26 protein-coding genes are annotated in these 25,606 nt (G+C 26.7%); 20 read left to right on the top strand and 6 right to left on the bottom strand.

Features of this window, described 5'->3' with window-relative positions:
* Window positions 1-12 precede the first annotated feature (12 nt).
* The 4 genes from BHYOB78_RS05605 to BHYOB78_RS05620 all read right to left on the bottom strand — a co-directional run bounded on the left by BHYOB78_RS05605 (window position 13) and on the right by BHYOB78_RS05620 (window position 3,139).
* Window positions 13-912 (bottom strand): aldo/keto reductase, encoded by a 900-nt coding sequence (locus BHYOB78_RS05605; RefSeq protein WP_020063461.1) that lies wholly within the window; start codon window positions 910-912, stop codon window positions 13-15.
* A 404-nt stretch (window positions 913-1,316) separates the two neighbouring features.
* Window positions 1,317-2,162, bottom strand: a complete 846-nt coding sequence (locus tag BHYOB78_RS05610; protein ID WP_020063462.1) for an aldo/keto reductase — start codon at window positions 2,160-2,162, stop codon at window positions 1,317-1,319.
* A 121-nt stretch (window positions 2,163-2,283) separates the two neighbouring features.
* Window positions 2,284-2,736 (bottom strand): cyclophilin-like fold protein, encoded by a 453-nt coding sequence (locus tag BHYOB78_RS05615; protein WP_226989561.1) that lies wholly within the window; start codon window positions 2,734-2,736, stop codon window positions 2,284-2,286.
* 19 nt (window positions 2,737-2,755) lie between these two features.
* Window positions 2,756-3,139, bottom strand: coding sequence for a MerR family transcriptional regulator (locus BHYOB78_RS05620; protein WP_012669836.1), 384 nt, complete (start codon window positions 3,137-3,139; stop codon window positions 2,756-2,758).
* A gap of 252 nt (window positions 3,140-3,391) precedes the next feature.
* On the opposite strand from BHYOB78_RS05620, the gene BHYOB78_RS05625 reads away from it, so the two are divergent.
* From BHYOB78_RS05625 to BHYOB78_RS05685, 13 genes are all read left to right on the top strand, one after another.
* Window positions 3,392-4,096, top strand: a complete 705-nt coding sequence (locus BHYOB78_RS05625) for a beta-ketoacyl synthase chain length factor (protein WP_012669837.1) — start codon at window positions 3,392-3,394, stop codon at window positions 4,094-4,096.
* A gap of 49 nt (window positions 4,097-4,145) precedes the next feature.
* Window positions 4,146-4,406, top strand: a complete 261-nt coding sequence (locus tag BHYOB78_RS05630; protein WP_012669838.1) for a phosphopantetheine-binding protein — start codon at window positions 4,146-4,148, stop codon at window positions 4,404-4,406.
* A gap of 8 nt (window positions 4,407-4,414) precedes the next feature.
* Window positions 4,415-5,761: an AMP-binding protein gene (locus BHYOB78_RS05635; RefSeq protein WP_012669839.1), complete on the top strand. Its 1,347-nt coding sequence runs from the start codon at window positions 4,415-4,417 to the stop codon at window positions 5,759-5,761.
* Window position 5,762: 1 nt separating this feature from the next.
* A complete protein-coding gene (locus tag BHYOB78_RS05640) occupies window positions 5,763-6,095 on the top strand; it encodes an ApeI family dehydratase (RefSeq protein ID WP_020063464.1) in 333 nt (110 codons plus the stop codon).
* 12 nt (window positions 6,096-6,107) lie between these two features.
* Window positions 6,108-7,070, top strand: a complete 963-nt coding sequence (locus tag BHYOB78_RS05645) for a lysophospholipid acyltransferase family protein (protein ID WP_012669841.1) — start codon at window positions 6,108-6,110, stop codon at window positions 7,068-7,070.
* Window positions 7,071-7,073: 3 nt separating this feature from the next.
* Window positions 7,074-7,499, top strand: a complete 426-nt coding sequence (locus tag BHYOB78_RS05650; protein WP_020063465.1) for an acyl-CoA thioesterase — start codon at window positions 7,074-7,076, stop codon at window positions 7,497-7,499.
* 532 nt (window positions 7,500-8,031) lie between these two features.
* A complete protein-coding gene (locus BHYOB78_RS05655; RefSeq protein ID WP_020063466.1) occupies window positions 8,032-8,601 on the top strand; it encodes a LolA family protein in 570 nt (189 codons plus the stop codon).
* Complete coding sequence (locus tag BHYOB78_RS05660) at window positions 8,594-10,903, top strand: MMPL family transporter (RefSeq protein ID WP_020063467.1); 2,310 nt, start codon at window positions 8,594-8,596, stop codon at window positions 10,901-10,903. Before BHYOB78_RS05655 ends, BHYOB78_RS05660 begins: the two co-directional genes overlap by 8 nt.
* A 51-nt stretch (window positions 10,904-10,954) precedes the next feature.
* Window positions 10,955-12,127, top strand: coding sequence for a beta-ketoacyl synthase N-terminal-like domain-containing protein (locus BHYOB78_RS05665; protein WP_012669845.1), 1,173 nt, complete (start codon window positions 10,955-10,957; stop codon window positions 12,125-12,127).
* Window positions 12,128-12,145: 18 nt separating this feature from the next.
* Window positions 12,146-12,634 carry an ApeP family dehydratase gene (locus tag BHYOB78_RS05670; protein ID WP_020063468.1) on the top strand — a complete coding sequence of 163 codons (489 nt, stop codon included), beginning with the start codon at window positions 12,146-12,148 and terminating at the stop codon, window positions 12,632-12,634.
* 25 nt (window positions 12,635-12,659) lie between these two features.
* Window positions 12,660-13,388 (top strand): 3-oxoacyl-ACP reductase FabG, encoded by a 729-nt coding sequence (fabG, locus tag BHYOB78_RS05675; RefSeq protein WP_020063469.1) that lies wholly within the window; start codon window positions 12,660-12,662, stop codon window positions 13,386-13,388.
* An 88-nt stretch (window positions 13,389-13,476) separates the two neighbouring features.
* A complete protein-coding gene (locus BHYOB78_RS05680; protein ID WP_020063470.1) occupies window positions 13,477-14,145 on the top strand; it encodes an ankyrin repeat domain-containing protein in 669 nt (222 codons plus the stop codon).
* Window positions 14,146-14,205: 60 nt separating this feature from the next.
* A complete protein-coding gene (locus BHYOB78_RS05685; protein WP_020063471.1) occupies window positions 14,206-14,832 on the top strand; it encodes a D-sedoheptulose-7-phosphate isomerase in 627 nt (208 codons plus the stop codon).
* Window positions 14,833-14,926: 94 nt separating this feature from the next.
* Here BHYOB78_RS05685 and BHYOB78_RS05690 read toward each other — a convergent pair whose 3' ends face one another.
* Window positions 14,927-15,910, bottom strand: a complete 984-nt coding sequence (locus tag BHYOB78_RS05690) for an ABC transporter substrate-binding protein (RefSeq protein ID WP_020063472.1) — start codon at window positions 15,908-15,910, stop codon at window positions 14,927-14,929.
* A gap of 183 nt (window positions 15,911-16,093) precedes the next feature.
* Here BHYOB78_RS05690 and BHYOB78_RS05695 point away from each other — a divergent pair, with 183 nt between their 5' ends.
* The 7 genes from BHYOB78_RS05695 to pta all read left to right on the top strand — a co-directional run bounded on the left by BHYOB78_RS05695 (window position 16,094) and on the right by pta (window position 24,380).
* Window positions 16,094-17,137, top strand: a complete 1,044-nt coding sequence (locus BHYOB78_RS05695) for a glycosyltransferase family 9 protein (RefSeq protein ID WP_012669852.1) — start codon at window positions 16,094-16,096, stop codon at window positions 17,135-17,137.
* 51 nt (window positions 17,138-17,188) lie between these two features.
* Window positions 17,189-17,947 (top strand): MBL fold metallo-hydrolase, encoded by a 759-nt coding sequence (locus BHYOB78_RS05700; RefSeq protein WP_012669853.1) that lies wholly within the window; start codon window positions 17,189-17,191, stop codon window positions 17,945-17,947.
* A 65-nt stretch (window positions 17,948-18,012) separates the two neighbouring features.
* Entirely contained in the window at window positions 18,013-18,681 is a 669-nt protein-coding gene (locus tag BHYOB78_RS05705) for a hypothetical protein (RefSeq protein ID WP_012669854.1), read from the top strand.
* Between the two features lie 42 nt (window positions 18,682-18,723).
* Window positions 18,724-20,082: a magnesium transporter gene (gene mgtE / locus BHYOB78_RS05710; protein ID WP_020063473.1), complete on the top strand. Its 1,359-nt coding sequence runs from the start codon at window positions 18,724-18,726 to the stop codon at window positions 20,080-20,082.
* A gap of 115 nt (window positions 20,083-20,197) precedes the next feature.
* Window positions 20,198-21,823 (top strand): ankyrin repeat domain-containing protein, encoded by a 1,626-nt coding sequence (locus tag BHYOB78_RS05715; protein ID WP_020063474.1) that lies wholly within the window; start codon window positions 20,198-20,200, stop codon window positions 21,821-21,823.
* Between the two features lie 81 nt (window positions 21,824-21,904).
* Window positions 21,905-22,780, top strand: a complete 876-nt coding sequence (locus BHYOB78_RS05720) for a DMT family transporter (RefSeq protein WP_012669857.1) — start codon at window positions 21,905-21,907, stop codon at window positions 22,778-22,780.
* 592 nt (window positions 22,781-23,372) lie between these two features.
* The gene (gene pta, locus BHYOB78_RS05725) at window positions 23,373-24,380 is read left to right on the top strand and encodes a phosphate acetyltransferase (protein WP_012669858.1); all 1,008 of its coding nucleotides are present in this window, start codon (window positions 23,373-23,375) and stop codon (window positions 24,378-24,380) included.
* 127 nt (window positions 24,381-24,507) lie between these two features.
* Here the strand turns inward: pta and BHYOB78_RS05730 are convergent, their stop codons facing one another.
* Complete coding sequence (locus BHYOB78_RS05730; RefSeq protein ID WP_038369802.1) at window positions 24,508-25,530, bottom strand: diguanylate cyclase; 1,023 nt, start codon at window positions 25,528-25,530, stop codon at window positions 24,508-24,510.
* Between the last annotated feature and the right edge of the window lie 76 nt (window positions 25,531-25,606).

The following is a 25,606-nucleotide window of genomic DNA, read 5'->3' on the forward strand; positions in this document are numbered from 1 at the left end:
TAAAATTATTATTTAATACCAATCATGTTTTTCATTACGATTTAATTCTGATATTCTTTTCATATCATCATCGCTCAATTCAAATTCATATATTTCAGTATTTTCTATTATATGTTCTCTGTTGCTTGATCCTGGTATTACAATTACACCTCTTTGTAAATTCCATCTTAATATTATTTGAGCAACTGATTTATTATATTTTGTTGCTATATCTTTTAATACTTTATCATTTAAAAGTTCTTTTTGATGTCCTCTGCCTCCTAACGGATACCATCCTTGAACAGCTATACCTAAACTTTGAATATATTCTATTACTTCAGTATCTTGATAATATGGATGTATTTCATTTTGTACTAAAGCAGGCATTATATTTATCTTTGGAAGAAATTCTTTTAATTCTTTTATATACCAATTAGAAAGACCTACAGAGCGTATTTTTCCTTCTTTAATAGCTTTCTCTATAGCTTTATATGCCTCAACATCATTATTTCCCGGGTGATGAAGAAGCATCATATCAATATATTCTACATTTAATTTTTTTAATGCATCATTTATAGCTTTTTTTGCATTATTATATTGATTAGGATATAATTTTGTAATGATAAAAATATCTTTTCTGTTTATTTTAGAATCTCTTACGGCCTTTCCAACTTCTTCCTCATTATTGTATATGTATGCGGTGTCTATCAATCTTACTCCGTTTTGTAAGGCATAAAGAATAGAATTATAGCAAACATCATTTAATAGACTATATGTTCCTATTCCATTTAAAGGTATTTCGTATCCGCTGTTTAATTTAACAGTTTTTGTATTGAAATTAAAATTGCCTTTCATATTATTTGCCTCTGCTTTATTATTAAAAATTAGTACTATCATATAAATCAATAAAAAACTTATAAAAATATTTTTCATAATTTTCCTTTTATAAATTAAAACCTATTTTGTATTATTAAAACAATGCTGTAATTTTCAAAGATGAAATAATACTAAAAAAATTATATTCTCCAATTTTAGTTGTTATTTTTCTCTCAGCATACGCTCTTCGGACTTCGTCAAAGTTGCTGCCTACGGCACGCAGAGCGAAAAACGCACAAACGACAGTTTAATATTTTAAGAATATGTATTAAATATTGTGTAATACCATAATTTTAGTTTACACCCTTAAAGGTGTACTTCGTTAAATGCAGTCTTTTTGGTTCTCGCCGCAGGCGGGCTTTGCCTGTGCCAACAAAAGAACTTGGGGTGTTACGAAGTACGCAGAGCGGTGGGACTAGTCCCCACAAATAATCTAAATTTAAAATTGCATTTTTTACTTATTATATTTTATAATTACATAAATATTTTACAGTTTCAACATCAGTATGCGATAAGAATAAACTATGTTTAGTATCAAGTTTAGAAATTTCTTTCATATCATTATCATCTAATTCAAAATCAAATACATTGAAATTTTCTATTATTCTTTCTTTGTGTACACTTTTTGGTATAACAACAACATTTCTTTTTATAAGCCAATTTAATATAACTTGAGCAACTGTTTTATTATACTTTTTTGCTATAGATTGTAATATTTCATTAGTAAACATATTATTTCTGCCTTCAGCAAATGGTCCCCAAGATTCTATTTGAATATTATACTCTTTCATAAGTTTATTATCTTCTTCCCTTTGGAAAAATGGATGAGTTTCAATCTGATTGACCATAGGAGCTATTTTATTGTGCATAACAAAATCTAATAATCTGTCAGGATAAAAATTGCATACGCCTATAGCTTTGATTTTTCCTTCATTATATAAATCTTCCATAGCTCTCCAAGATCCATAATAATCACCGAAAGGCTGATGTATTAAATATAAATCTGAATAATCTAAACCTAATTTATTCATAGAAGTTTCAAAAGCCTTTTTAGCATTATCATATCCAGCATCGCTTATCCATAATTTAGTAGTTATGAATAATTCTTTTCTATCGATTCCGCTTTCTTTTATGGCATCACCCACAGCTTTTTCATTATTATATGCAGAGGCTGTATCTATTAATCTGTAACCTGCTTCAATGGCGTTTAATACAGATTTTTTACATTCTTCATAATCAGGTATTTGAAAAACTCCGAAGCCTAATATGGGCATTTCAAGTCCGTTATTTAATTTTACTTGTTTCATTGTTTCTCCATTGTTGCTATTAATAAACTCGCTTATTATAATTTATTAAGTTTACTAATAAATTATTTTCAAATTATAGCATTAGAGTGCACTCCAATGTCAATAGTCTTTTTATAATTTTTTAATTATTAACACTGAAAGTTATTTGTACGCTTCCTCTGCCAAGTGAATCTTTAAGTCCTGATACATTTTCTATATATCCTATTTTTGTATAGCTATATGATGTAGAAAAACTTTCATAAAAAAGAACTAAACAATTACTGCCGTAAAGCATAAAGTCGCCTGTTTTTATGCTTCCAACTCTTGATGATTGTGTTGTAAGGTTTTTACTCAAATTATGATATTTTTCATTAGCATTCAAATCATTCATAGTTATTGTTAAAGGCATCATAGCTAAAAAATCTTTCGCTGTTTGATTATCATAAAGTATCAATTTATAATCTTTATTATTTATTTTTAAATTAATAGATGTATTTAATGTATTCATAGTTGTATTATCTCCATATACTGAATTGCATGCTGTCATTATAAAAAGAAAAAAAGTTAATAATATTTTTATATTTAATCCTTTCATTTTTAATCCTTTCATTATATTAATTATTTTTAGATAGTCTTTTTTCACATTCTCTCATCTTTGTATCATAGTTCTGTATTTTAAAATCTAATTTTTCCAATGTTTCTTTAAGTTCATTTATTCTATTGACTATTGTTTCTCTTTGATCTATTAGTAATTGTTTTCTTGCTTCTAAAGTGGCATCTCCTTTATTGTATAGTTTTATATATTCTATTAATGACTCTATTCCCATTCCGGCACTTCTCATATATTTGGCAAATTCTATCCAAACTAAATCATGATCAGTATAATTTCTTATTCCGCTTTCGCTTCTTTCTACTTCAGGTATTATTCCTATTCTTTCATAGTATCTCAATGTATCAGTGGATAATTCTGTTTTTTTACTAACTTCTGCTATAGTCATTATATGTTTACCTCCTTTTTGTGTAATTATATCATTGGAGTGCACTCCAATGTCAATATTATTTAGTTTAATTTATTATATAATTATATCAAATACTTATATATTATAGTTATATATACTTAAAAGGTATGATACATTAAATTTTATTACTTGTTCTATTGATTTATTAAACAAGTATATTATAGTTGACTTTATAATATAATTTTGTATAATGAAAAATAATGAAATTATGATTTTTGTTTTAGGAAGTTTATGACAGGTTTAAGTTTTAGAGTATTGGATTGGGATTTTTTTGCCCCAAATATGGATAAGAATTTTATATTAGAGAATATAAACAATGATATAAAAATTACTTACGGCGATTCTAATCCGGATTTAGACTTTATACCTAGAGCACAAAAAAGAAGATTAAGCCAAATAACTAAATTTTCTTTTGAATCCATTAAAAATATTTTAAAAGAAAATGAACAAATACCAATTTTTTTCGTATCTAAATATGGTGAAATAAAACAGCAGTATAATATGTCTAAAAAGATAGTAACAGAACATGAAGTTTCTCCTGCTCTTTTTAGTTTTTCTGTTTTTAATACAGCAGTGGCACAGCTTACTATATTTTATCAAAATCATGAAAGAGCTATTGCAATTACATGCTATAATAATTTTATAGATACAGCACTTATTCAGGCTATGGCTTTTTTAAAAACTTCTGAAAGCGATAAAGCTCTTATATTAATAGCTGATGAAAAGTTGCCTGAAAGTTATGAGGAAATATCAAAAGACGGTAATTATTCATTTGCATTTTCTTGTCTTATTTCTAAAAAAGACCCAAATATTGATATTGATGTTATTGACAGCGATCTTGATAAAGATGAAAATTCTATTATAGATTTTATAAAATTTATATCAACAGATACTGCCGATTTAGAATTAGGAAAAATTAAATTAATAAAAAAATAATATATTTTATTGATAGATTTATGTAAAATTATAATAAGGAGAATTGTATATGAGTATTGAAGATCAAATAAAGCAAATTGTAATAGAGTCAGCAAATTTAGAAGGTGTATCTATAGAAGATATAGACACAGATGCTCCTTTATTCGGAGATGAATTAGGACTTGATTCTATAGATGCATTAGAGATAGGTGTTGCAATAAGAAAAAAATTTAATATAACTTTTTCTGATGTAGAAGAAAACAATAAGCAGTATTTTTATTCTGTTGCAACATTAGCAAAATATATAAGAGAAAATTCAGATAATAAATAAAAAATATTATGAGAAAATTAAGCAATACAAATTTTTATTCATTAAAAGATTCAGAAGATATTTTTCTTATTCATAAAGAGAATAAGAATTTTATAAAATATAAAGAGTTTGTTTCTGATATAGTAAAAAGTTTAGAATATATTTCTAAATTTGAAGAGGATACTATTACTGTATTTATTGAAAATGCATATAGATTTATTGTTATTATTACTGCGGGGTTCATTCTTAAAAAAAGAGTGAATGTCTTAAATAATAATAGTCCTAAATATGTTGAAAGCATAATAGATAATACTATGGTTTATATATCCGACACAGAAAATTCGGCTTTAAATTTAGATGAAGTTTTTGAAAGCAGCTGCAATGATAAATGGTTTGATGTACTTAAAGAAACAATAATAGATGAAAATGTATATGTGAATTTTTATACTTCAGGATCAACAGGATATCCTAAACTTATAGAAAAAACTCTAAAACAGTTTGAAGCTGAGGCTACTAAAATAGTTAATCAATTCACTGAAAATATTAAAGATTCTTTATTTTTGTATACAGTACCTCATTATCATAGCTATGGTTTTGTATTTGCTGTTTTAGTACCTTTTATGCTTGAGGCTAAATGTATAAATAATAGAATAAATTATTTAGAAACTGTTAATAATTTTGCAGATTATGAAAAAATTACTATAGTTACTACACCTGCATTTTTAAAGAGAATAGATAAATCTTCTTTAAAAATAAAGTCTAATTGGTATTTATTTTCATCTACAGGAATGCTTGAAGAGAAAGTTAATGATCTTTGTAAAGAGATATTTGGTACTGACGTTACAGAAATTTATGGAAGTACTGAAGCTGGTGCTATGGCTTATAGAAGAAGAAGTGAAAATCAATTATGGACTAGATTAAGTGTTGTAAAACTTAAAGTTGATGAAAATGGAAGTATAGAATGCTGTTCCGGTTATACAGGTGAAAATGTTTGGATACATGTAGGCGATGTTGTGAATATGAAAAATGAAGATGAGTTTGAACTTTTGGGAAGGGAAGATTCAATAGTAAAAATAGAAGGCAAGAGAATAAGTGTTCAGCAGATAGACAGACAAATATTGATGGATAAGCATTTTAAAGACAGCTACACTATATATTGTAAATCTGATAAAAGAGAATATATTGTTTCCTTTATAGTAATGAATAATAAAAATAGAAATTCAGAAGATATGAAAAAGTATGTTATTGATTATTTAAAAGGTTATTTTGAAACTGTTGTATTGCCTAAAAAAATATATTTTGTTGATTCTATACCTAGAAGTGAAATCGGTAAAATAGACAGAAAAGCACTTGATGCCATAATGGAAGGAAATTAAATTGTCTAGTATAGATTATTCTATAGAAGAACATAATTCTGATATGTTTAAAGTTAAAGTCTTTATAGGCGAAGATTTAATTTATTTTAATGGACATTTTGAAAAATTTAAGCTTCTTCCTGCTATAGCTCAGATAAAAATTATTACTGATATATCTAAAGATATTTTTCATAAAGAGTTAGTAGTAAATAAATTATTAAAATTAAAATTTACCGATATGATTCTTCCAAATACAAATATTTTTATAGAATGTCATTTATCTGACAATATTATTTCTTTTAAGATATATGATGATAATAAAAAATATTCAGACGGTAAAGTTTATTTTTCTTAAAGGTTTTTTGTTATGGCTCATTGGACGGAAGAAAAAGAAATAGGCAAGAGATGGAAAGCATTATTTTCCGTATTTGTATATAAAATTTTGGGAAGAACTTTTATAATTCTTTATCTTATTCCTATAAGTATAGTTTATTTCTTTTATTCAAAAACTAGAATGCAGGCTTCCAGAGAATATTTAAAAAAGATGTCTAAATATAATAAAAAAATTAAATCGAATTTTATTTGTTCTTATAGGCATTTACTTTCATTTGTTGTCTCCATTGCAGAGAAATTTTCAGCTTGGAATGGAGATATACCTATTACAGATTTAGTGGTTAAAACTAAGGATAGCTATAATGAAGTAATTGATTTGCTTAATAAAAAAAAAGGTATGATAATATTATTTTCTCATATAGGAAATATCGAACTTCTAAAAGGGTTAGCTGCTATTAATGAAGGCAATCCTATTAAAGATTATAAGATAAATATAATAATAGATCCTAAAGTAAATAAAAATGTTAATATAGTTCTTGAAGAGGGTAAAAATAATTCTTGTATAGATTTTATAGATGCTTCTAATATAGGACCTCATACCATAATAAGTATTGAAGATAAATTGAATAATGGTGAGATAGTAGCAATAGCAGGTGATAGAACTACAAATAAAACGGATAAAGTAAATTATATAAACTTTTTAGGTGAAGATGCACCTTTTCCATGCGGAGCTTTTTTGATACCTATTTTGCTCAGATATCCTGTTTATTATTTCTTTGCTTTAAGAGAAAATGATAAAATACTTTCAAAGAAATATAATTTTTATATATATCCTTCAGAAATAAAATTAAATGATGAAGAATTAAAAAATAGAAAAAAGAAAAATGAAGTTATATTAGAATTAACAAAAGAATTTGCTTCCATTATAGAACAAAAAGCTATAGAATATCCTTATCAATGGTATAATTTCCATGATTTTTGGTACAAAGGAGATTAATTTATGGCGGATAAAAAATGTTATTTAGAAAATGATTATTATATAAAGCCTTCTTTTTATGATTTGGATCCTATGGGAGTTGTTTGGCATGGTAATTATATTAAGTTTATGGAGCAGGCTAGAGAGGCTATGCTTGAAATTATAGATTATAACTATGATATTATGACTGCTAAAGGCGTTATGTGGCCTATAGTAAAATTGGAAATTAAATATATAAACTCTATAAAATTAAATCAGAAGGTTAGAATACATACGGCAATTACTGAATATTTGAATGGTATGAGAGTAGAATATACTTTTTATGATGAAAATAATAAAATCATATCAAAATCAAGTACATTGCAAATGCCTATTGATAGTGAAACTAGAAAAGGTTTTTTGAATAGTCCTAAAGATTTTATAGAGAGAATAGAAAGAATTAATAATTAAGTATAAAGTTTTTTTACAATTTGTATTTTTATTGTATTTTATAATTTATAAAATAAAATTAGTATGATTTATTACTAATTTATTTGCACTTTAGCTGCAGGAGTATTTTGTATGTTTATTTATGAAGTATGCATAATGTATGAGGTGTTAAAAAGAACAATATAAAATTTTTAGTATATACTAAGAATTTTTAACTTTGTCAACTGATGCACTTTATATAGAATTATCAACTTTTTTGCCGCACACGCCACAGGCGGGCTTCGCCAAAGTTGCTGCCGTAGGCACGCTTCGCGAAAACGCAACTGCTAGAACTTTATATTAAAAACATTCCTATTAAATATAGGATATGCAGCCTTTTTGCTTCTCGCCGCAGGCGTACTTCGTATGTGGCAACACCGAGTAGGTGCCTATTCGGCAAAAGAAGTTGGGTGCGGGGCAAAGCCCTGCATATATTTAAAATTTTAAAAAATTATTTTTGACCAAATATAGTTGTTTGGGCATATACTATATAAATAATATTAGGAAATGTAAAATGAGAAAAATTTTTATAATATTTATGGCAATGGCTTCTATTTTATTATGCCAAATTAAAGACGAATATAAAAATGCTAAACTTTTAAAAGGAAGCTATACACAAATAGTAAGTCAGAAAGGAAGAAGTTTTGAATCTTCAGGTGATTTTATTGTAGTTAGCGGTTATGGTATATGCTGGTTTACTAAAAGTCCAAAAGAGTCTATAACTGTGATGGGTGAAAAAAATGTCGTTCAGATAATGCCTGACGGAAAAAAGAAAGTTATGGCTGATTCTAATAATGCTATGTTTGCTCAAATAGCTAATATAATAAAGTCAATTTTTACCTATGATGAAAAGACTATAAATGAATCATTTGATCAAAGTATAAATGGGAATATTATAGTTTATACTCCTAAAACAAATGAGCTTAAAAAAATAATAGAGAAGATAGAAGTAAGTTTTGCTAATGCGGGATATATAGAAAAAATAAAAATGTATTCTTCTAATAACAGCACTACTGAATATATAATGAAAGTTTTATCTAAATCTAATAGAATAACCTCTGAGGAGACAAAATATTTTGAATAAAAGTATTTTAAATAATAATAGAAGAAAAATTTTTATATATATTTGGATAATTTTTCATTTATTTGCGGTGATATTATTTTTATCAAGATTTGGAAAAACAGCCAGAATAGATACTAATTTTTTGTCTATAACTCCTAAGTTTTTGGAAGATAAAGATTTTCAAAAGCCTTTAGAAGATTTCTTTTTTAAAAATTCAAGCAGCGTAAAAATATTTATAGAAAGTGAAGATTTTGATAATGCTAAAAGTAATGCATTAAAATTAGATGAACATATAAAACAGTCTTATAGTAATGTATTAGTTAATTTATATTCGAGAAATTATGATGATATTTTAAATACTATGGTGAAGTATAAATATCAGCTTCTTTCAAAGGAGATAAGAAATTATTTATTGAATGATGAGGCGGATATTGTGGCTGAAAATGCACTTGCTAATTTTTATTCTCCTTTTTTTATACCTATAGTTGATAATATTGAAGATGATCCTTTTTTGACTGTTAATTCAAAAATAAATGAGATTCTCACTTCAGAAAATAATTTGCAGTCAAGAGATTCAATACAATTTATAAATTATAATGATAAATATAATATTCTTGTAAATATTGATATGCCTAAAAATATTGATAATGAAAAGTTTTTTGATGATATCACAGAGTATTTAAAAATATTAGAAAATGAAGGAAATATAAAGACATATATTTCAGGTGTGCCAATACATACTTATTATAGTCAGAAAAGTGCAAAGTTTGAAATTACTATTATATCTATAGTATCGTTTATTGTTATTTGTTTGATATTCGTTTTTATATTCAAATCTTTGAAGCCTTATATTATTTCAATGTGCACTATACTGATATCAGGTTTATCAGCATTTTTATATTCATCAGTATTTTTTGATTCGATTCATATATTTACATTTGTATTTGGTACAAGCCTTATAGGTATATCAATAGATCATTCAATACATTTTATAACTGAATGGTATAATGAAGAAGATAAAAAAGAAGTACTGAAAAAAATATTTCCTAGCATGCTTTTAGGATTTGTAACTACAATAGTAAGTTATTTATCATTATCTTTAACATCTCTTATATTATTAAAGCAAATAGCATTATTTTCTATATTCGGACTTTTAAGCTCATTTCTTACAGTAAACATAATATATCCTGTATTATTTAAAAATGATAAAAGCGTAATAAAAAAATCTATACTTGATAAAAGCAAGAATATATTAAATGATTATGTTAAAGTGATAAGTATAAAGAATGTGTTAATTATATTTGTAGCAGTTATAATAATTTCTATAATATTTGTACCAAGAATAAAAGTAAATTTCTCTGCTAATCAGTTATATAATACACCGGATTTTTTGCTTAATAGTGAAAAAGAAGTTTATAACAGATTAAATACATCTCTTGCAAAAAATATTATAATTTCAAAAGGAGATACTCTTTCAAAGGCATTATCAGCAGAGGAGAGCATAGCGAATAATTTCAGCAATAATAATTATACTGCTATATCAAAGATATTATATTCAGAGGAAAGACAGAAAGATAATGTGAAGCTAGTAAATGATAAATTAATGCCTATATTAAGAAAACAGACTGAGGCTTTGAATTTAGATGATGGCTCTTATCAGAGAATAAAATCAGAATTTGAAAACACTAAAAATGAAATTATTGATATAAATAAAATACTTGAAAATACTAATTTCAATGATTTGAATAAAATTATAGTTGCTAATAATAATAAATATTTTATTATAGCAACTAGTGATTATGATACAAACAATATAATAAAATCGGATAATAACGATGTGAAAATATTTAATATAAATGAAGAAATTAATAATGCTTTAGACGGAACTGCTAAAACCGCTGTAAAAATGGCTGTAATAGCTTATATTATAATATTTATAGCCATGATAATATTCTTTGATACAAGTAAGGCCATAGCTATAATAATTGTACAGTTAATGTCTGTATTAATAAATTTATCACTACATTCAATATTTGGTATTAATATAAATATATTTTCTATATTTGCTTTGATACTTTCAATAGGAATATCAATAGATTATTCAATATTTTTCTCAAATAGTGCTGCAGATAAAGAAATTACATTTTTGGCTGTATTTTTATCTATGATGACAACCGTATTATCATTTGGTACATTGGCATTCAGCAGTTTTATACCTGTTAAATCTTTCGGATTATTCTTATTTATTGGAATTTTATCATCATTTATAATTTCTCCTGTATTGTTTAATTTTAATAAATTGATAAAAAAGAATAATGATTAAATAATTTGACATTTTTGTTATAGAATTATATACTCGATCCTGAGGTGTTTTATGAGTAACGTATTATTAGATTTCGGAATTATTAATTGTTTAGCTAGAAATAAGGAAGAATTGTATAATAAATATTTTTTGAATGGCGAATATGGTTTAAAAGAGAATAATGATTATGTAAAAAAATTCTTTTTAGGCAAAATAGATAATGATTTTTTTAATTTTGAACTTGATAACCCTTATAATAATAAAATAAATAAAATGGCTTTGCATGCTGTTAATCAATTAAAGCCTATAATCGATGAAGCGAAAAAGAGATACGGAAAAAATAGAATATCAGTTATAGTGGGTACTTGCGAAAACGGAAGCGATGAAACTAAAGACTATATATTAAAGGGAAGCGTAATCGATGAGAAAAAAATATTGATTATGCAAAGTCTTAATATATGCTGTGATTTTTTACAGAAGTATTTCGATGTTTCAGGTATTTCATTTACTATATCTACTGCATGTACTTCTAGTGCTAATGCTATAATAGCAGCCGATGAACTTATAAGAAGCGGAGTAATAGATGCAGCTATAGTAGGCGGTGCTGATGTTGTAACTGATACCGTTGTTTACGGATTCGATTCTCTTGAAGTTGTTGATTATAATAAAACTAATTCTTTTTCAAAAAACAGAAAAGGTATTAATTTAGGAGAAGGTGCTGCATTTACAGTGCTTGCAAAAGATAATTTAATTGATTCAAAAAATGCATTATATCTTAAAGGCTATAACAGCAATTCAGATTCTCATCATATGACTAGTCCGGATATAGACGGTACTACTACAAGCAAATGTATAAATGATGCTTTAAAACATGCTGATATGAATATAAATGATATAGATTATATTAATCTTCATGGTACAGGAACTTCAATAAATGATAAAATGGAAAGTACAACACTAAATATAGTTAATGCTTCTAATATATACTGCAGTTCTAGTAAAACATCATTCGGTCATACTATAGGTGCAGCTGCAGCTATGGAGCTTGGAGTTTGCTATATTACACTTTCTGATATTAATAAAGAAAAAATACTTCCTCCGCATTTATATGACGGCGAGTATGATGATACATTAGCTAAAATAAATTTGGTTACAGGTAAAGTTAAATCTGAAAGACTTGAAAATTGTATGAGCGTATCATTTGGTTTCGGCGGAAGCAATACTTGTTTGATAGTTGGAAAATAATTTCGGATTAATGATTTTATGGAAAATAAATATAAATTGAATATACCTCATAAAGGAAAAATGTTATTGATAGAAGGTATATCCGATATTAATTTTGATAATAAAGAGATACTTTCTTTTGCGGATATTAAAAAAGATAATATTTTTTATGATGTTTCAGAACCTGAAGGTATAGACTCTTATATATTTACAGAGTATGCAGCACAGACTGCAGCAGCCTATAACGGGGCTTTATCAAATAATAGCGATGATAAAAGAATAGGCTTTATTTTAAATATAAAGAAAGTTAATTGCTATATAAATAAAATAAAATCTGATAATAGAGTTTATATATTTGTGAAAGAAACTTTTAATGATAAAAAAATAGCCTATTATGACGGAGAAGCTATTGTTTATAATGATGATATAAATACTTTAGATGAATACAAAAAAATAATTAATGATGATAATAAAATCATGGACTGTTCTATAATGGTTATGGAAAGTTCAGCAGATGTTTTTAATTAATAATAATGATATAAACGGATAAAAGATGAAAAATAAATCTATTTTAATAACAGGTGCTTCAGGCAGTATAGGATTTGCTATATCAAAAAAGATAATAGAAAATGGATACGATGCTGTAATGTGCTATAACAAAAATGATTCTTTTATAGAGAAAATAAAAGATTTTGCAAAAGATTATGATGTTAACATAAGATTTTTAAAAATTAATGTTACAGACAGAGAAGAAGTTAAAAATATTCTTATTAAAGATATAGAAGAAAACGGAGCTTATTATGGCATAGTGCTTTCATCTGGAATCACTATGGATAATGCTTTTCCAGCTATGACCGGAGATGAATGGGACAATGTCATAGATGTTAATCTTAAAAGTTTTTATAATATAGTTAATCCTCTCATAATGCCTATGATAAGAAATAAAAAAGGCGGAAGAATTATAGCTATAAGTTCAATAACAGGAATTATTGGAAATAGGGGGCAGGTTAATTATGCAGCTTCTAAGGCTGGATTAATAGGTGCTGTTAAATCTTTAGCTATAGAATTGGGTAAAAGAAATATTACTGTAAACTGTATTGCTCCTGGTATTATTGAAAGCGAAATGATAAATGAAGAAATAATAGAGCATGCCAAGAATATGATAGCTTTAAAAAGAATAGGAAAGCCAGAAGATGTGGCAAATGCTGTAAATTTTTTATTGTCTGATGAGGCTAATTATATTACTAAGCAGGTTATAAGTGTTGACGGCGGAATGAATTAGATATTTTTAATATAATTATACAAAAAATGTTTTACAAATATAGTTTTAATTATATTATATATAATAGTTATATATATATGGGTTGTTTATGAAAAAATTAATAAATATTATTTTTATTTTTACCATATTTGTTAATGCATCTTATGCCTTGACAGATACTGAAAGCAAGTTTTTAAAATCCTGTGAAGAAGGTAAATATGATGCCGTGGTTGCTTTTATAAATAGAAAGATTAATGTTAATGCTGTATCTGATGATGGCGTTACAGGATTAATGTTGGCATCTCATCATGGACATACTGCTATTGTAAGGCTTTTGGTTAATTCCAAAGCAGATGTAAATGTTTCTGATAAAGTAGGTTATACTGCTTTATTAATGGCTACGGCAGGCGGATATCATGATATTGTTAAGATTTTATTAAAGGCAAAAGCAGATGTTAATGCTGCTAATAGTTATGGAGAAACTGCTTTGCATATTGCTTCGTATAGATTGTATGCCGATATAGTTAAGACTTTGATTGATTATAAAGTAAACATAAATGCTGTCAATAAGGACGGAGATAATGCTTTAATAATGGTTTTTATGTCAGCTGATAAAAGTGAAAATATGCTTCCTGTAGCGAAATTGCTTTGCGATAATGGCATAGATGTTAATGCAAAAGATAAACATGGAAGAACAGCATTAACTTATGTTAAAGATAATTATAAAAAACCTGATACTTTAATAGCATTTTTAACTGAATATGGTGCATCCGAATAATATTTCATAATTTTCTAAAAACATATATAATTAATCATAATTTATTTTAAGGAATGTTTAATGATAGAAGAATTGATAAATAGAATTCCTAAATTGGAAAATATAAAAGATGATATTGAATCTGCTATAAATGAAACTATAAAATGTTATGAGAGAGGAAATAAAGTTTTAATAGCAGGAAACGGAGGAAGTGCCTGCGATAGTGAACATATAGCAGGTGAATTATTAAAAAGTTTTTTGAAGAAGCGTCCTATTAAAGAAGAAATAAGAAAAGAGCTTTTACAATTTGATGACGGAGAGTATATTGCTGATAATTTAGAATCTCCTTTGAGAGCTGTTGCTTTAACTTCGCATTTAGGACTTTCAAGTGCTTATCTCAATGATAAAGAACCTTATTTAGTATTTGCTCAGCAGTTATTAGGTTTCGGAGATAAGGGAGATATTTTCTTCGCTATAAGCACATCTGGTAATGCAAAAAATATTATTTATGCTACTAAACTTGCTAAAGCTATGGGAATAAAAGTTGTTTCATTTACTAATGAAAATGGAGGTAAACTTGCTGAGATGGCTGATATTGCTATCAAGGCTCCTGCAAAAGAAACTCATATATCTCAGGAATTTCATGAGGCAATATATCATGAAATTTGTATAAGAGTAGAAGAACATTTTTTTAAGGAAAACAGATAATAATTAAAAATTAGAGGCTTGTAATTAAATAATAATTACAAGCCTTATCTATGTAGTAATCTAAATACGGAACTATTCTATTTTTATTATAGTATTAATTATTATAAATATCATTTGGTATGCTTAGTCCTAATTTATTAATCATATTAGCATTAACAACAAAGTTATAATTCTCTGAAGGCTCTAATGGTATGTTTTTTATATCATTTATACCTTCTAATACTTCTATTGTCTTTTTAGCAGTAGCAACTCCCATATCATAATAATCAACGGAATAAGTAACAGTGCCACCTATCTTTGTCATACTGGCATCAGCACATACAACAGGTATTTTTGTGCTTTCTTCTATCATAGCAACATTAGCCATGCTGTTTGCTATTATATTATCAGTAGGTGAGAATATAGCATCTACTTTATTTGCCGCACTTAACATAATTTGCTGAATTTCATTGGCGTTTGCTACGGTTAAATCAATATATTCAAGTCCCAAAGAATCTAATTTCTCTTTTGCTAATTTAATTTGATATGCAGAATTAATTTCACTTGAACAATATAAAAGTCCTATTTTCTTAGCATTTGGAAGAAGTGTATGCATAAGTTCTATCTGCTTTGATATAGGAGGAAGATTAATAATTCCTGTTACATTTACATTAGGTTTATTTAAATTCGTTACAAGCCTTGCCCCTATAGGATCTCCTATACCTGAAACTATTATTGGTATATCCTTGGTTAAATTGACGGCTGACTGTGCCGAAGGCGTGCCTATCGCTATTATAATATTCTTTTTATCATTAACAAACTTTTGTGCTATTGTATTGCAGTTTGCCTGTTCTCCTTGAGCATTTTGATAATCTATATTTATTTTTTTATTGCTGTCTTTATAATATTTATTTAATTCATCTGTTATGCCTTTATAAATCAAATCTAATGCATCATGCTCTATCATTTGACTTATTCCTATTGTTATAACTTTATCAGCATCATTTTTTGGATACATATATTTTTTACTTATAGTGAATGATGATACTAGTACAAATATTATTATTAATACAAAAATTATAGTTTTATTATTTTTCATTTTTTAATCCTTTTATATTTAATTTATTATTTTTAGTTAATTACTTTATGTAGTAATATTACTATATAAAGTAATTTTGTCAATACTATTTGTAGTAATTTTTATATATTTTTATTATTTTTTATTGATTATTATAAAAAAATATATATCATTATATTATTATTTAATAAGGTGTATTTAGTAATGAAGATACTTTTAATAAAACAAACTTCTTTAGGTGATGTTTTGCATATGACTCCCGTTATAAGGGCTTTAAAAAAATGGAAGCCAGATTGTACTATAGATGTTGTTACAGATAAAAGAGCCTTAGGAATATTAGAAAATAATCCTTATATAAATAAATTGTATGTTTTGGATATATACAGATATGAAACAGAAATATTTAAATCTCCATTATTGTTTTTTTCAACTATAAGAGAATTTTTTTCACATATAAAAGATGTAAGAAAAGAGCATTATGATATAGCTATGGATTTGCAGGGACTTGAAAGGAGTGTTATATTTTTGTATTTATGTCATTCAAAAAAGAAATATGCTAAGGGAAAATGGCTAGGACTTAAAAGCAATTATTATAAAGATATAAATGCAATAGAGGGATTATTGTCTTTTTTGAAGTTTATAGATTGTCCGGATGACGGTACAGATTTAGACTATTTTTTACCTAATAATATAGATATAGATTTTGCTGAAAGAATAGAAAAGATAAAATATTCTATAAACAGCAATTTTGATATAAATAGTGAGTATATAGTATTTTCTCCTTTTTCAAGATGGGATACTAAAGATTTGTCTGTTAATAAATCAAGAGAGATAATAAAAGAAATACAAAAATTAAAAGATATACAAATAATAGTTTCAGCTACATCTGATTATGACAAAGAATGTTCTGAAATAGTGAAAGGTTTTGATAATGTATTAAATACTTCAGGACTTTTTAATCTTCCGCAATTAGCATATCTTATAAGAAATTCGAAAGGAATGATTACAGTAGATTCTTTTCCTATGCATACAGGATGTGCATTTCAAAAACCGCTTATAGCAATATTCGGACCGACTAGTGAGGTTAGGGTAGGTCCAATTGCAAAAAATTCTGAAACTATAAGAGTAGAAAATTTAGAATGTGCCAGATGTTATAAGAGAAAGAATTGCCCTAATAATCATATATGCATAGAAAATATAGATGCTGAAAAATTAGCAAAAAGATTCATCGAAAAACTTCAGTATTGATATAAAAAATATAAATTATATAATATGTATACATAAAAAAGGAGGTATATTATGAGAATAACTTTTTTAGGAACAGGTACTTCCGACGGCGTCCCTATGATAGGATGCAAATGTAAGGTATGCACAAGTAAAGATAAAAGAGATAAAAGAACTCGTTCATCAATACTCATAAGACATAATAATAAAAATTATGTGGTTGATACTTCTGCTGATTTCAGAGCTCAGATGTTAAGAGAGAAAGTGGATAGTCTTGAAGCTGTATTTTATACGCATTCACATGCAGATCATACTTCAGGAATTGTGGATTTAAGATCATTAAATTTTATAATGCATACATCAATAGATTGTTATGGTAATAAAGACACTATGGATAATTTAAGGGAAAAGTATGATTTCTTTTTTAATCCGGTTCAGATAGGAGGAGGACTTCCTCAAGTTGTTTTTCATCATATAGAAAATGAAATGATGTTTGATGATATAAAAGTTACTCCTATTGCTGTAAAACATGGAGTGCTCAATATATTAGGATATAGATTTAATAATTTTACATATATTACAGATGCAAGTCATATAAGCGATGAAAGTTTGAAATTAATTGAAGGAACTGAAATTTTAGTTTTGAATGGATTAAGATATAGACAGCATCATACACATTTATCTTTGCAGGAATCTGTAAATATAGCTGATAAATTAGGAGTAAAAAAGGCTTATTTTACTCATATGACTCATGATGTTTTGCATAGAAATTTAGAAAAAGAACTTCCTCCAAATATGTATCCTGCTTATGACGGACTTAGTATAGAATTTTAATGATTTGACATTATATTGTTTTTTTTATATTATAATAATATATACATAATTTGAGAGAGAACATTATGAAAAAATTAATTTCATCATTATTTATTATAACATTTTTGAGTATAAATGCATTTGCTCAGCATGGAGGTGGAGTTGCTTTATTTGTGCCATTAACAGGAAGTTTTGCCTTTGCTGATGTGAGAGGATTGGATAATAAAAAAGTTGATATATTAAAAAGCAGCAGTTCATTTGATTTTGGTGTATTGCTTCAGCCTGGATATTTTTATGATTTCGGGGGATTATTGGGTATTGATGTATTAGCTGATATAGGATATTACAGAAGTTCTTATAAATATATAAATTCTCAGGAAGGTAAAATAGTTTCTTATGCATTTGACACTTTAAATACAGGTGCTATGTTTAGAGTTACTTTTTTGGTATTATCTTTAGGTATAGGGGCAGGAGCAAAAATACCATTGGCAGCTAATTTGAATGATGGTAATTATAGTGCTAAATTAAATTATGATGAAATAAAAAAGTCATTTACATCTGCAGTGATACCATATCTTAAATTTACTATAGATTTTAAATATAATTTAAGCAGTTTTGCCGCTGTTGCAGCAGGTTTATATTTCAATTATGATTTTGCTATGAATTATAAGCATCCTAGTTATTCAAGATATAATATACATTCTTTTGATTTCGGAGTACAAATAGGTACTTATTTAGTTGGAACTAGTTATTAATTTATTGTCAAAATTTTATATTATAATACATAGGGTATAAATATGCTGAAAGAGCTTTTACAGCCTGAGATTGAAGATTTGATAGAAGAAAAAGAATGGGAAGCATTAAGCGATATACTTCCTCTATGGCAGGAGGTAGAAACTGCTAATCTTATAACTTCATTAAAAAATGATGATAAATATAAAGTTTTTAGCATATTACCAAAAGATTATTATTATAAAGTATTTCCAGAACTTGCTCCTGTAGATCAGCAGAGAATCATAGATAATATGCAGGAAGCAGATATTAAAGACTTGCTAGAAAATATCAATCCTGATGACAGAACATATTTTTTAGCATCTATTCCTGAAACTATGTCCGAAAGTATATTAAAACTTTTGGGAAGTGAAGAAAGAGAAATAGCTTCATGGCTTTTAGCATATCCGGAAGGAAGTATAGGACGTTTAATGACTCCAGAATATATAAGCATTAAACCGGATTGGACTGTAAGCGAAGCATTTGAGTATGTTAGAAGTAATATAGAAGAATCAGAAACCTATACCACTTTATATGTTACAGATGCAAGAAGAACATTGATTGGCTCTATTGCTTTAAGAAAATTATTTTTTACTGATAAAAATACATTAATATCAGAAATAACTAATAATTGTCCTTATATATCAGCTTATGAAGATCAGGAGAATGCTATTGATATAATAAAAAAATATAATCTCCATTCTCTTGCCGTTGTTGATGATAGGCATTCTATGATAGGAATTGTTACAGTAGATGATATAATGGATATAGCAGAAGAAGAGTATACTGATGATTTTCACAAAATGGCAGGTATAACATCTAGTGAGGATCAGTTTGATGATAATTTAAAAATTACTCCAATATCTACTCTTTATAAGCAGAGGATATTATGGCTTTTAATATTGGTATTTATTAATATATTTTCAGGAGGTGTTATAGGAATATTTCAAAATACTCTTCAGAAGCATATAGTTTTGGTTGTTTTTTTGCCTTTGCTTATAGGAAGCGGAGGAAATGCAGGAAGCCAGTCAGCTACTCTTGTGATAAGATCTTTGGCTATTGGAGATGTTGTATTAAAAGATTGGTTTTATATGCTTTCAAAAGAGTTGTTGGTAGCATCTATGTTGGGTTTGAGTATGGCAGTTGGTGCTTATTTGTTAGGTATAATAAGGGGAGGATTAGAAATAGCGGCTATTGTGTCTATATCAATGTTTAGTATAGTTTTTATTGGAAGTGTTATAGGGCTTTGTCTGCCTTTTATACTTACAAAATTTAATATAGATCCTGCTATAAGCGGTGCACCAATGCTTACTTCTATATGTGATATAGTTGGAACAGCTTTGTACTGTTCTATAGCTACATTGGCTTTTATAATATTTTTTTGATTTTTTTTAAATAATTGTTAAATTATCATTAATATGTTATATTATACAAATAAAATATGTTTGACTATTTATGCTTTTATATTACATTTAATATATAATATGAGGTTTATTATTTATGAGAGAAATTGAGATTGAATTACATGAGGCTTCTGCAAAGAATAATGTATTAGCAGTTGAAATATTATTAAAAAATAAAGATATAGATGTTAATTTAAGTAATATATTAGGATTAACTCCATTAACACATGCCTGTAAAGCAGGATATAAAGAGATAGTTGAATTACTATTGAAAGCAGGAGCAGATCCTAATAAGGCAGATCAATTATATATAACACCTTTGATGAATGCGTGTGCAAATGGGCATAAAGATATAGCCGAAATATTAATCAAAAATGGTGCTTTGGTAAATTTGAGTAACTGCAATAATGAAACTCCTTTACATTATTCTTGTTCTGAAAATCATTTTGATATTATAAAACTTCTTGTGGAAAATGGTGCTGATGTTAATGCTAAAACAGATATTAATATAACCCCTTTAATGTATTCATGCCAGAAATCAAATTTTGAAGCTGTTAAATTTTTAATAGATAATCATGCTAATTTAAATGATGTAGATATATACGAAGAAACTGTATTATCCTATGCTATATCAAGCGGCAATATAGATATAGTGGAATATATATTAAATAAGGGTGATATAGAAATACCTAAATATTCTTTAACAATAGCAGCAATTAGCGGCAATTTGTCATTAGTTCATTATATACATTCGAAATTAGGCGGAAATAAGCATAATGTATTTTCAAGTGCTTTCATATCTGCAGCTTATAATGGGCATTTAGATGTTGTAAGATACTTCTTTGATAATTCCAAGAAAAAAGCTCCTAAAGCATTGGCTATAGCAGCATCAGCCGGACATAAGGATATTGTTAAGTATTTTCTTATGAATAAAGTACAGCCGGATGGCGTTACTGATAATGGAAAATCTGCTTTGATATTGGCTATAGAAATTGAAAATAAAGAAATTATAGACTTATTAATAAAGCATAATGTTAATGTAAATCAGGCAGATGATGATTATGTTACTCCTCTTATGTATGCATGTTATATTGGAAATATTGAGATAGTAAAGACTTTACTTGATAATAATGCAGATATTTCTTCTGTAGATAGTATAGAAAGAAATGCAATTATTCATGCCATTATAGCAGGTAATATAGATATAGTTGAACTTCTTTTAATGCATGGAATGAGTTTAAAAGGAGACGGAGAATCTATAACACCTTTAATGTGGGCTGTTATATATGATAATTTAAAGTCTGTAAAGTATTTGATACAAAAAGGAATAGATATTTATCAAACAGATATTAATGGCTGGAATTGCTTTATGTTTGCATGTGCTAAAGGTTATGATGATATTGTTAAATACATTTTAGAACTATATCCTGATATAATTGATAATAAGAATAAATTAGGTGAAACAGCCTTAATGATAGCTGCTGATAATGGAAAAATAGAAATAGTAGATTATCTTCTAAAAAATAATGCTTCTATAAAAGAACAGAATGTTAATGGAGATACTGCTTTATATATAGCTTCTTCAAAAGGCTATTTTGAAATATGCGAGCAATTAGTTAAATATTATGAGATAAATGATTTTAGCGGAAAAGAATATGATGTTGCTAAAGAAAAAGGATACAGCAGTATTATCAATTTATTCAATAATAAACTTAAATCATAATTTAATTAATATATTTTGACATTTTAATCTAAATATTATATTATCTAATACTAATAAATTTAATTATTAGGTTAGTAGTATATGGCTAATAAAGAAAGATTAGGAACTATAGGAATATTTTTGACAGCATTAATTTGGGGATATAGTTTTGTTGCTGTTAAGGTTGTAGTTAGAGAAATAGAACCTTTTTACCTTGTAGGAATAAGAAATTTTGCCGGAGGAATTTTTCTATCTCTCGTATTTTTCAAAAGAATGAAGAATATTTCAAAAAAGGATATTATATTATCAATACCTGTTGGAATAGCATTATTTTTAGGATTCTTTTTGCAGACTATGAGTTCTAAATTTATAACAGCTTCAAAGGTGGCATTTTTTACAGGTTCTTATGTTATATTTATACCATTTTTTTCTTGGATAGTATATAAAAAAAGCCCTCATATTTCAGCATTTATAGCAGCAGTGATTACAGTTTTGGGTTTATATTTATTGAGTTCTTTCGATGGGTTTTCAGGAATAGAGATTGGTGATTTATTTGCATTGATTTGTGCTGTTGTATTTGCTGTACATTTAATGCTTATAGATAAAATGCTTGAATATGTAGACGGTGTTATAATGGCGGCTCTTCAACTTATTATAGCTGGAATAGTTTCTCTTTCTGTAGGGGTGGTGACTTCTACTCCTTTCAATTTTAATGTTTCTAGTGAGGCTATTTACTCACTTATTTATTTAGCCATAGGAGCTACAGGTATTGCTTATTTGCTTCAAACAGTATCTCAAAAGTATGTAAATCCTAGTAAGGCTGGAATTATACTCAGTTTAGAGTCTTTTTTGGGAGCATTAGGAGGAGTGATTTTTATGAAAGATCCAGTTACAATAAATTTTGTTATAGGCGGTGCTTGCATGATTGCTGCTGTATTTATATGTGAGATAGGAAGCAGCGTGAAAAAAGATGCATAAATTAGTCTATATAATCATTACAACTAAATTAATTTTTATATTTAATTCTGACTATTTAAGATTATATAAAAATGTTAATCCTTTATATGCTTAGCTCTTAATAAATTTATTATGCAGAATTTTTTATTTATATTATTTTTCAATAGGTTTAGAATATCATAAAAACTATATATTGTTATCAATAGTATAATTTTTAGTATTGTTTTTTTAGATTTTGATACTAGTATATACATTTTTTATTTATGTTTTTGTATTATATATAAATTTTGTTTATAAAATATTTCAGTATGTGGATATTATAATACTAATTCAGACTATTATATTATATATAACATATATTTTGCTTATAGGCTACTACTTTAAAATATTTAAATGTATTAAATTAAAGCCTAGTCGGGTATGCTATTTATACAGCAAAAAAACTTTAAAATTAAAATTACATATTTAGATAGTAATAAAATATTGATTGTATATTAATTAAAATTAATTATTTTTCATAAAAATTATACTTATGCCTAGTATATGTTTGCAAAATTCTAATTTATGTATTAAAATATATAGATAGTAATTTATTTTTTAAGAGGTTTTTATTATGGCATCATTTATGGATAATTTAAAAGAAAAAGTAAAATCTAATCCAAAAACTATAATCTTAGCAGAAGGATATGATGAAAGACATGTTAAGGCTACTGTTATATTAAAAAAAGAACAGTTAGTTAAAGGAATCATATTAGTAGGAGATACTGCTAAAATAGAAAGTCTAGCTAAAGAAAATGATTTAAAATTAGACGATGGTTTTGCAAGAATTTTTGATCCAAAAAAAGAAGCTAAATCAGAAGAATATATTGAAATGCTTTTCAAAGCTAGAGAAAAGAAAGGTATGACTAAAGATCATGCTAGAGATTTAATTACAAATCATTCTATATACGCAGCCGCTGCAATGATAGCTGATAATGATGCTGACGGTATGGTAGGCGGTGCTGTTTATTCTACAGGTGAAATGCTTAGAGCTGCTTTATTCTTAATAGGCTTAAAACCAGGAATTAGAACTTTATCATCTACATTCTTCCTTGAAAGCCCTGATAAGTCTTTATTTACAAATGGTATATCATGTTTTGCTGACTGTGCGGTTATACCTGAACCTACACCTCAACAGCTTGCTGATATTGCTAAAGCTACAGCTGAATCTTATAGGAATATGACAGGTAATGAACCTAAAGTTGCTTTACTTTCATTCTCTACTAAAGGTTCTGCTGAACATGAATCAATTGAGAGAGTTAGAGAAGCTAAAAAGATTTTGGATTCTCAAGAAGTTGATTTTGTTTATGACGGCGAAATGCAGCTTGATGCAGCTATGATTGAAAAAGTTGCTGCTCAAAAAGCTCCTGGTTCTCCTATTAAAGGTGATGCTAACGTATTTATATTCCCAGAATTAAACTCAGGAAATATCGGACACAAAATAGCTCAGAGAGTTGGTAAATGTACAGCTATAGGTCCTATGCTTCAAGGTATTGCTAAACCTGCTAATGACCTTTCAAGAGGATGTTCTGCTCAGGATATTGCTGATTTAGCTGTTATAACTTCTTTACAAGCTAAATAATTATAAATAAAACTTTATTTAAATAATAATATTATTTAAGGCTGTCAATTATTTATTGGCAGCCTTTATTTTTATATTAAAATAAATTTTTTTATATTGATATGATGTTTAAGATTAAAAAAATAGATTAATGCAGTATTACCTTATTTCTTCCAAGGTGTTTTGCTTCATACATTGCAGTATCCGCATTTTTTATTGTTTCTGCTATAGGTTTTTTAGATGTTCCTTTGTGTTCTGCAATACCAACACTTACTGTTACATTTATGATAGTAGATTCATAACTAAATCTTTTCTTTTCTACAGTTTTTCTTATTCTTTCAGCTACTATATAGGCTTGCTCTTTTTTAGTATTAGGACATATAACTATAAATTCTTCACCGCCGTAACGAATAGCTATATCACTTTTTCTAAGCATATTAATATTCTCAGATGTGTTACTTAATAATCTTCCTATTTCATGAAGAACAACATTGCCACAATCATGACCATATATATCATTAATATCTTTGAAATGGTCAAGGTCCATAAATATAATAGATATACTGTATTTATATCTTTTAGCTCTTTCTACTTCTTCTTCTATAATTTTATTGAAATATCTTACATTAAACAATCCTGTTAAAGGATCTATAGTAGATTGAGCATGCAAAGTATCTATTTCTTTCATTAATTTTTTTATTACTTTGTCTTTTTCTATAGAAGATTTCTTTTCTACCTCATTGATAGCTAAATTCATATTGCGCATTCGTATTTTTATTATTGTTTCATATATATCATATATATTAATAATTCCAATAGGGTAATGATCATTATTTACTATTACTAAATAATCTATTTTATTTTCTTTCATTATATCAAAAGCAACTGATATATCGTCTTCAGGATGCGCTATTACAAGGTTTTTATTCATAAAAGTTGATATTGCTTTATTAAAAATATTTTTTGAATCTTTTTTATTAATATTTTTTAATATATTTACTAATAATTCATTATAGTTAATTATTCCAACTATTTTATCAGAATCATTAATAACAGCTAATATCTTATTAGAAGATTTAGATACAAGAGAAGCTACCTCTACTAAAGTAGAGTCTTTCTTTATTACTTCGATTTTGTTTTCCATTATCGATTTGATAATACTTCTATACATCAAAAAAGCCTTGGCTAAGATATAAAATATATCTTATATTAACATATATATCCTTTTTTTTCAATCTATTTTTTGT

The sequence above is a fragment of the Brachyspira hyodysenteriae ATCC 27164 genome (genome assembly GCF_001676785.2).
GTDB classification, from domain to species: Bacteria; Spirochaetota; Brachyspiria; order Brachyspirales; family Brachyspiraceae; genus Brachyspira; species Brachyspira hyodysenteriae.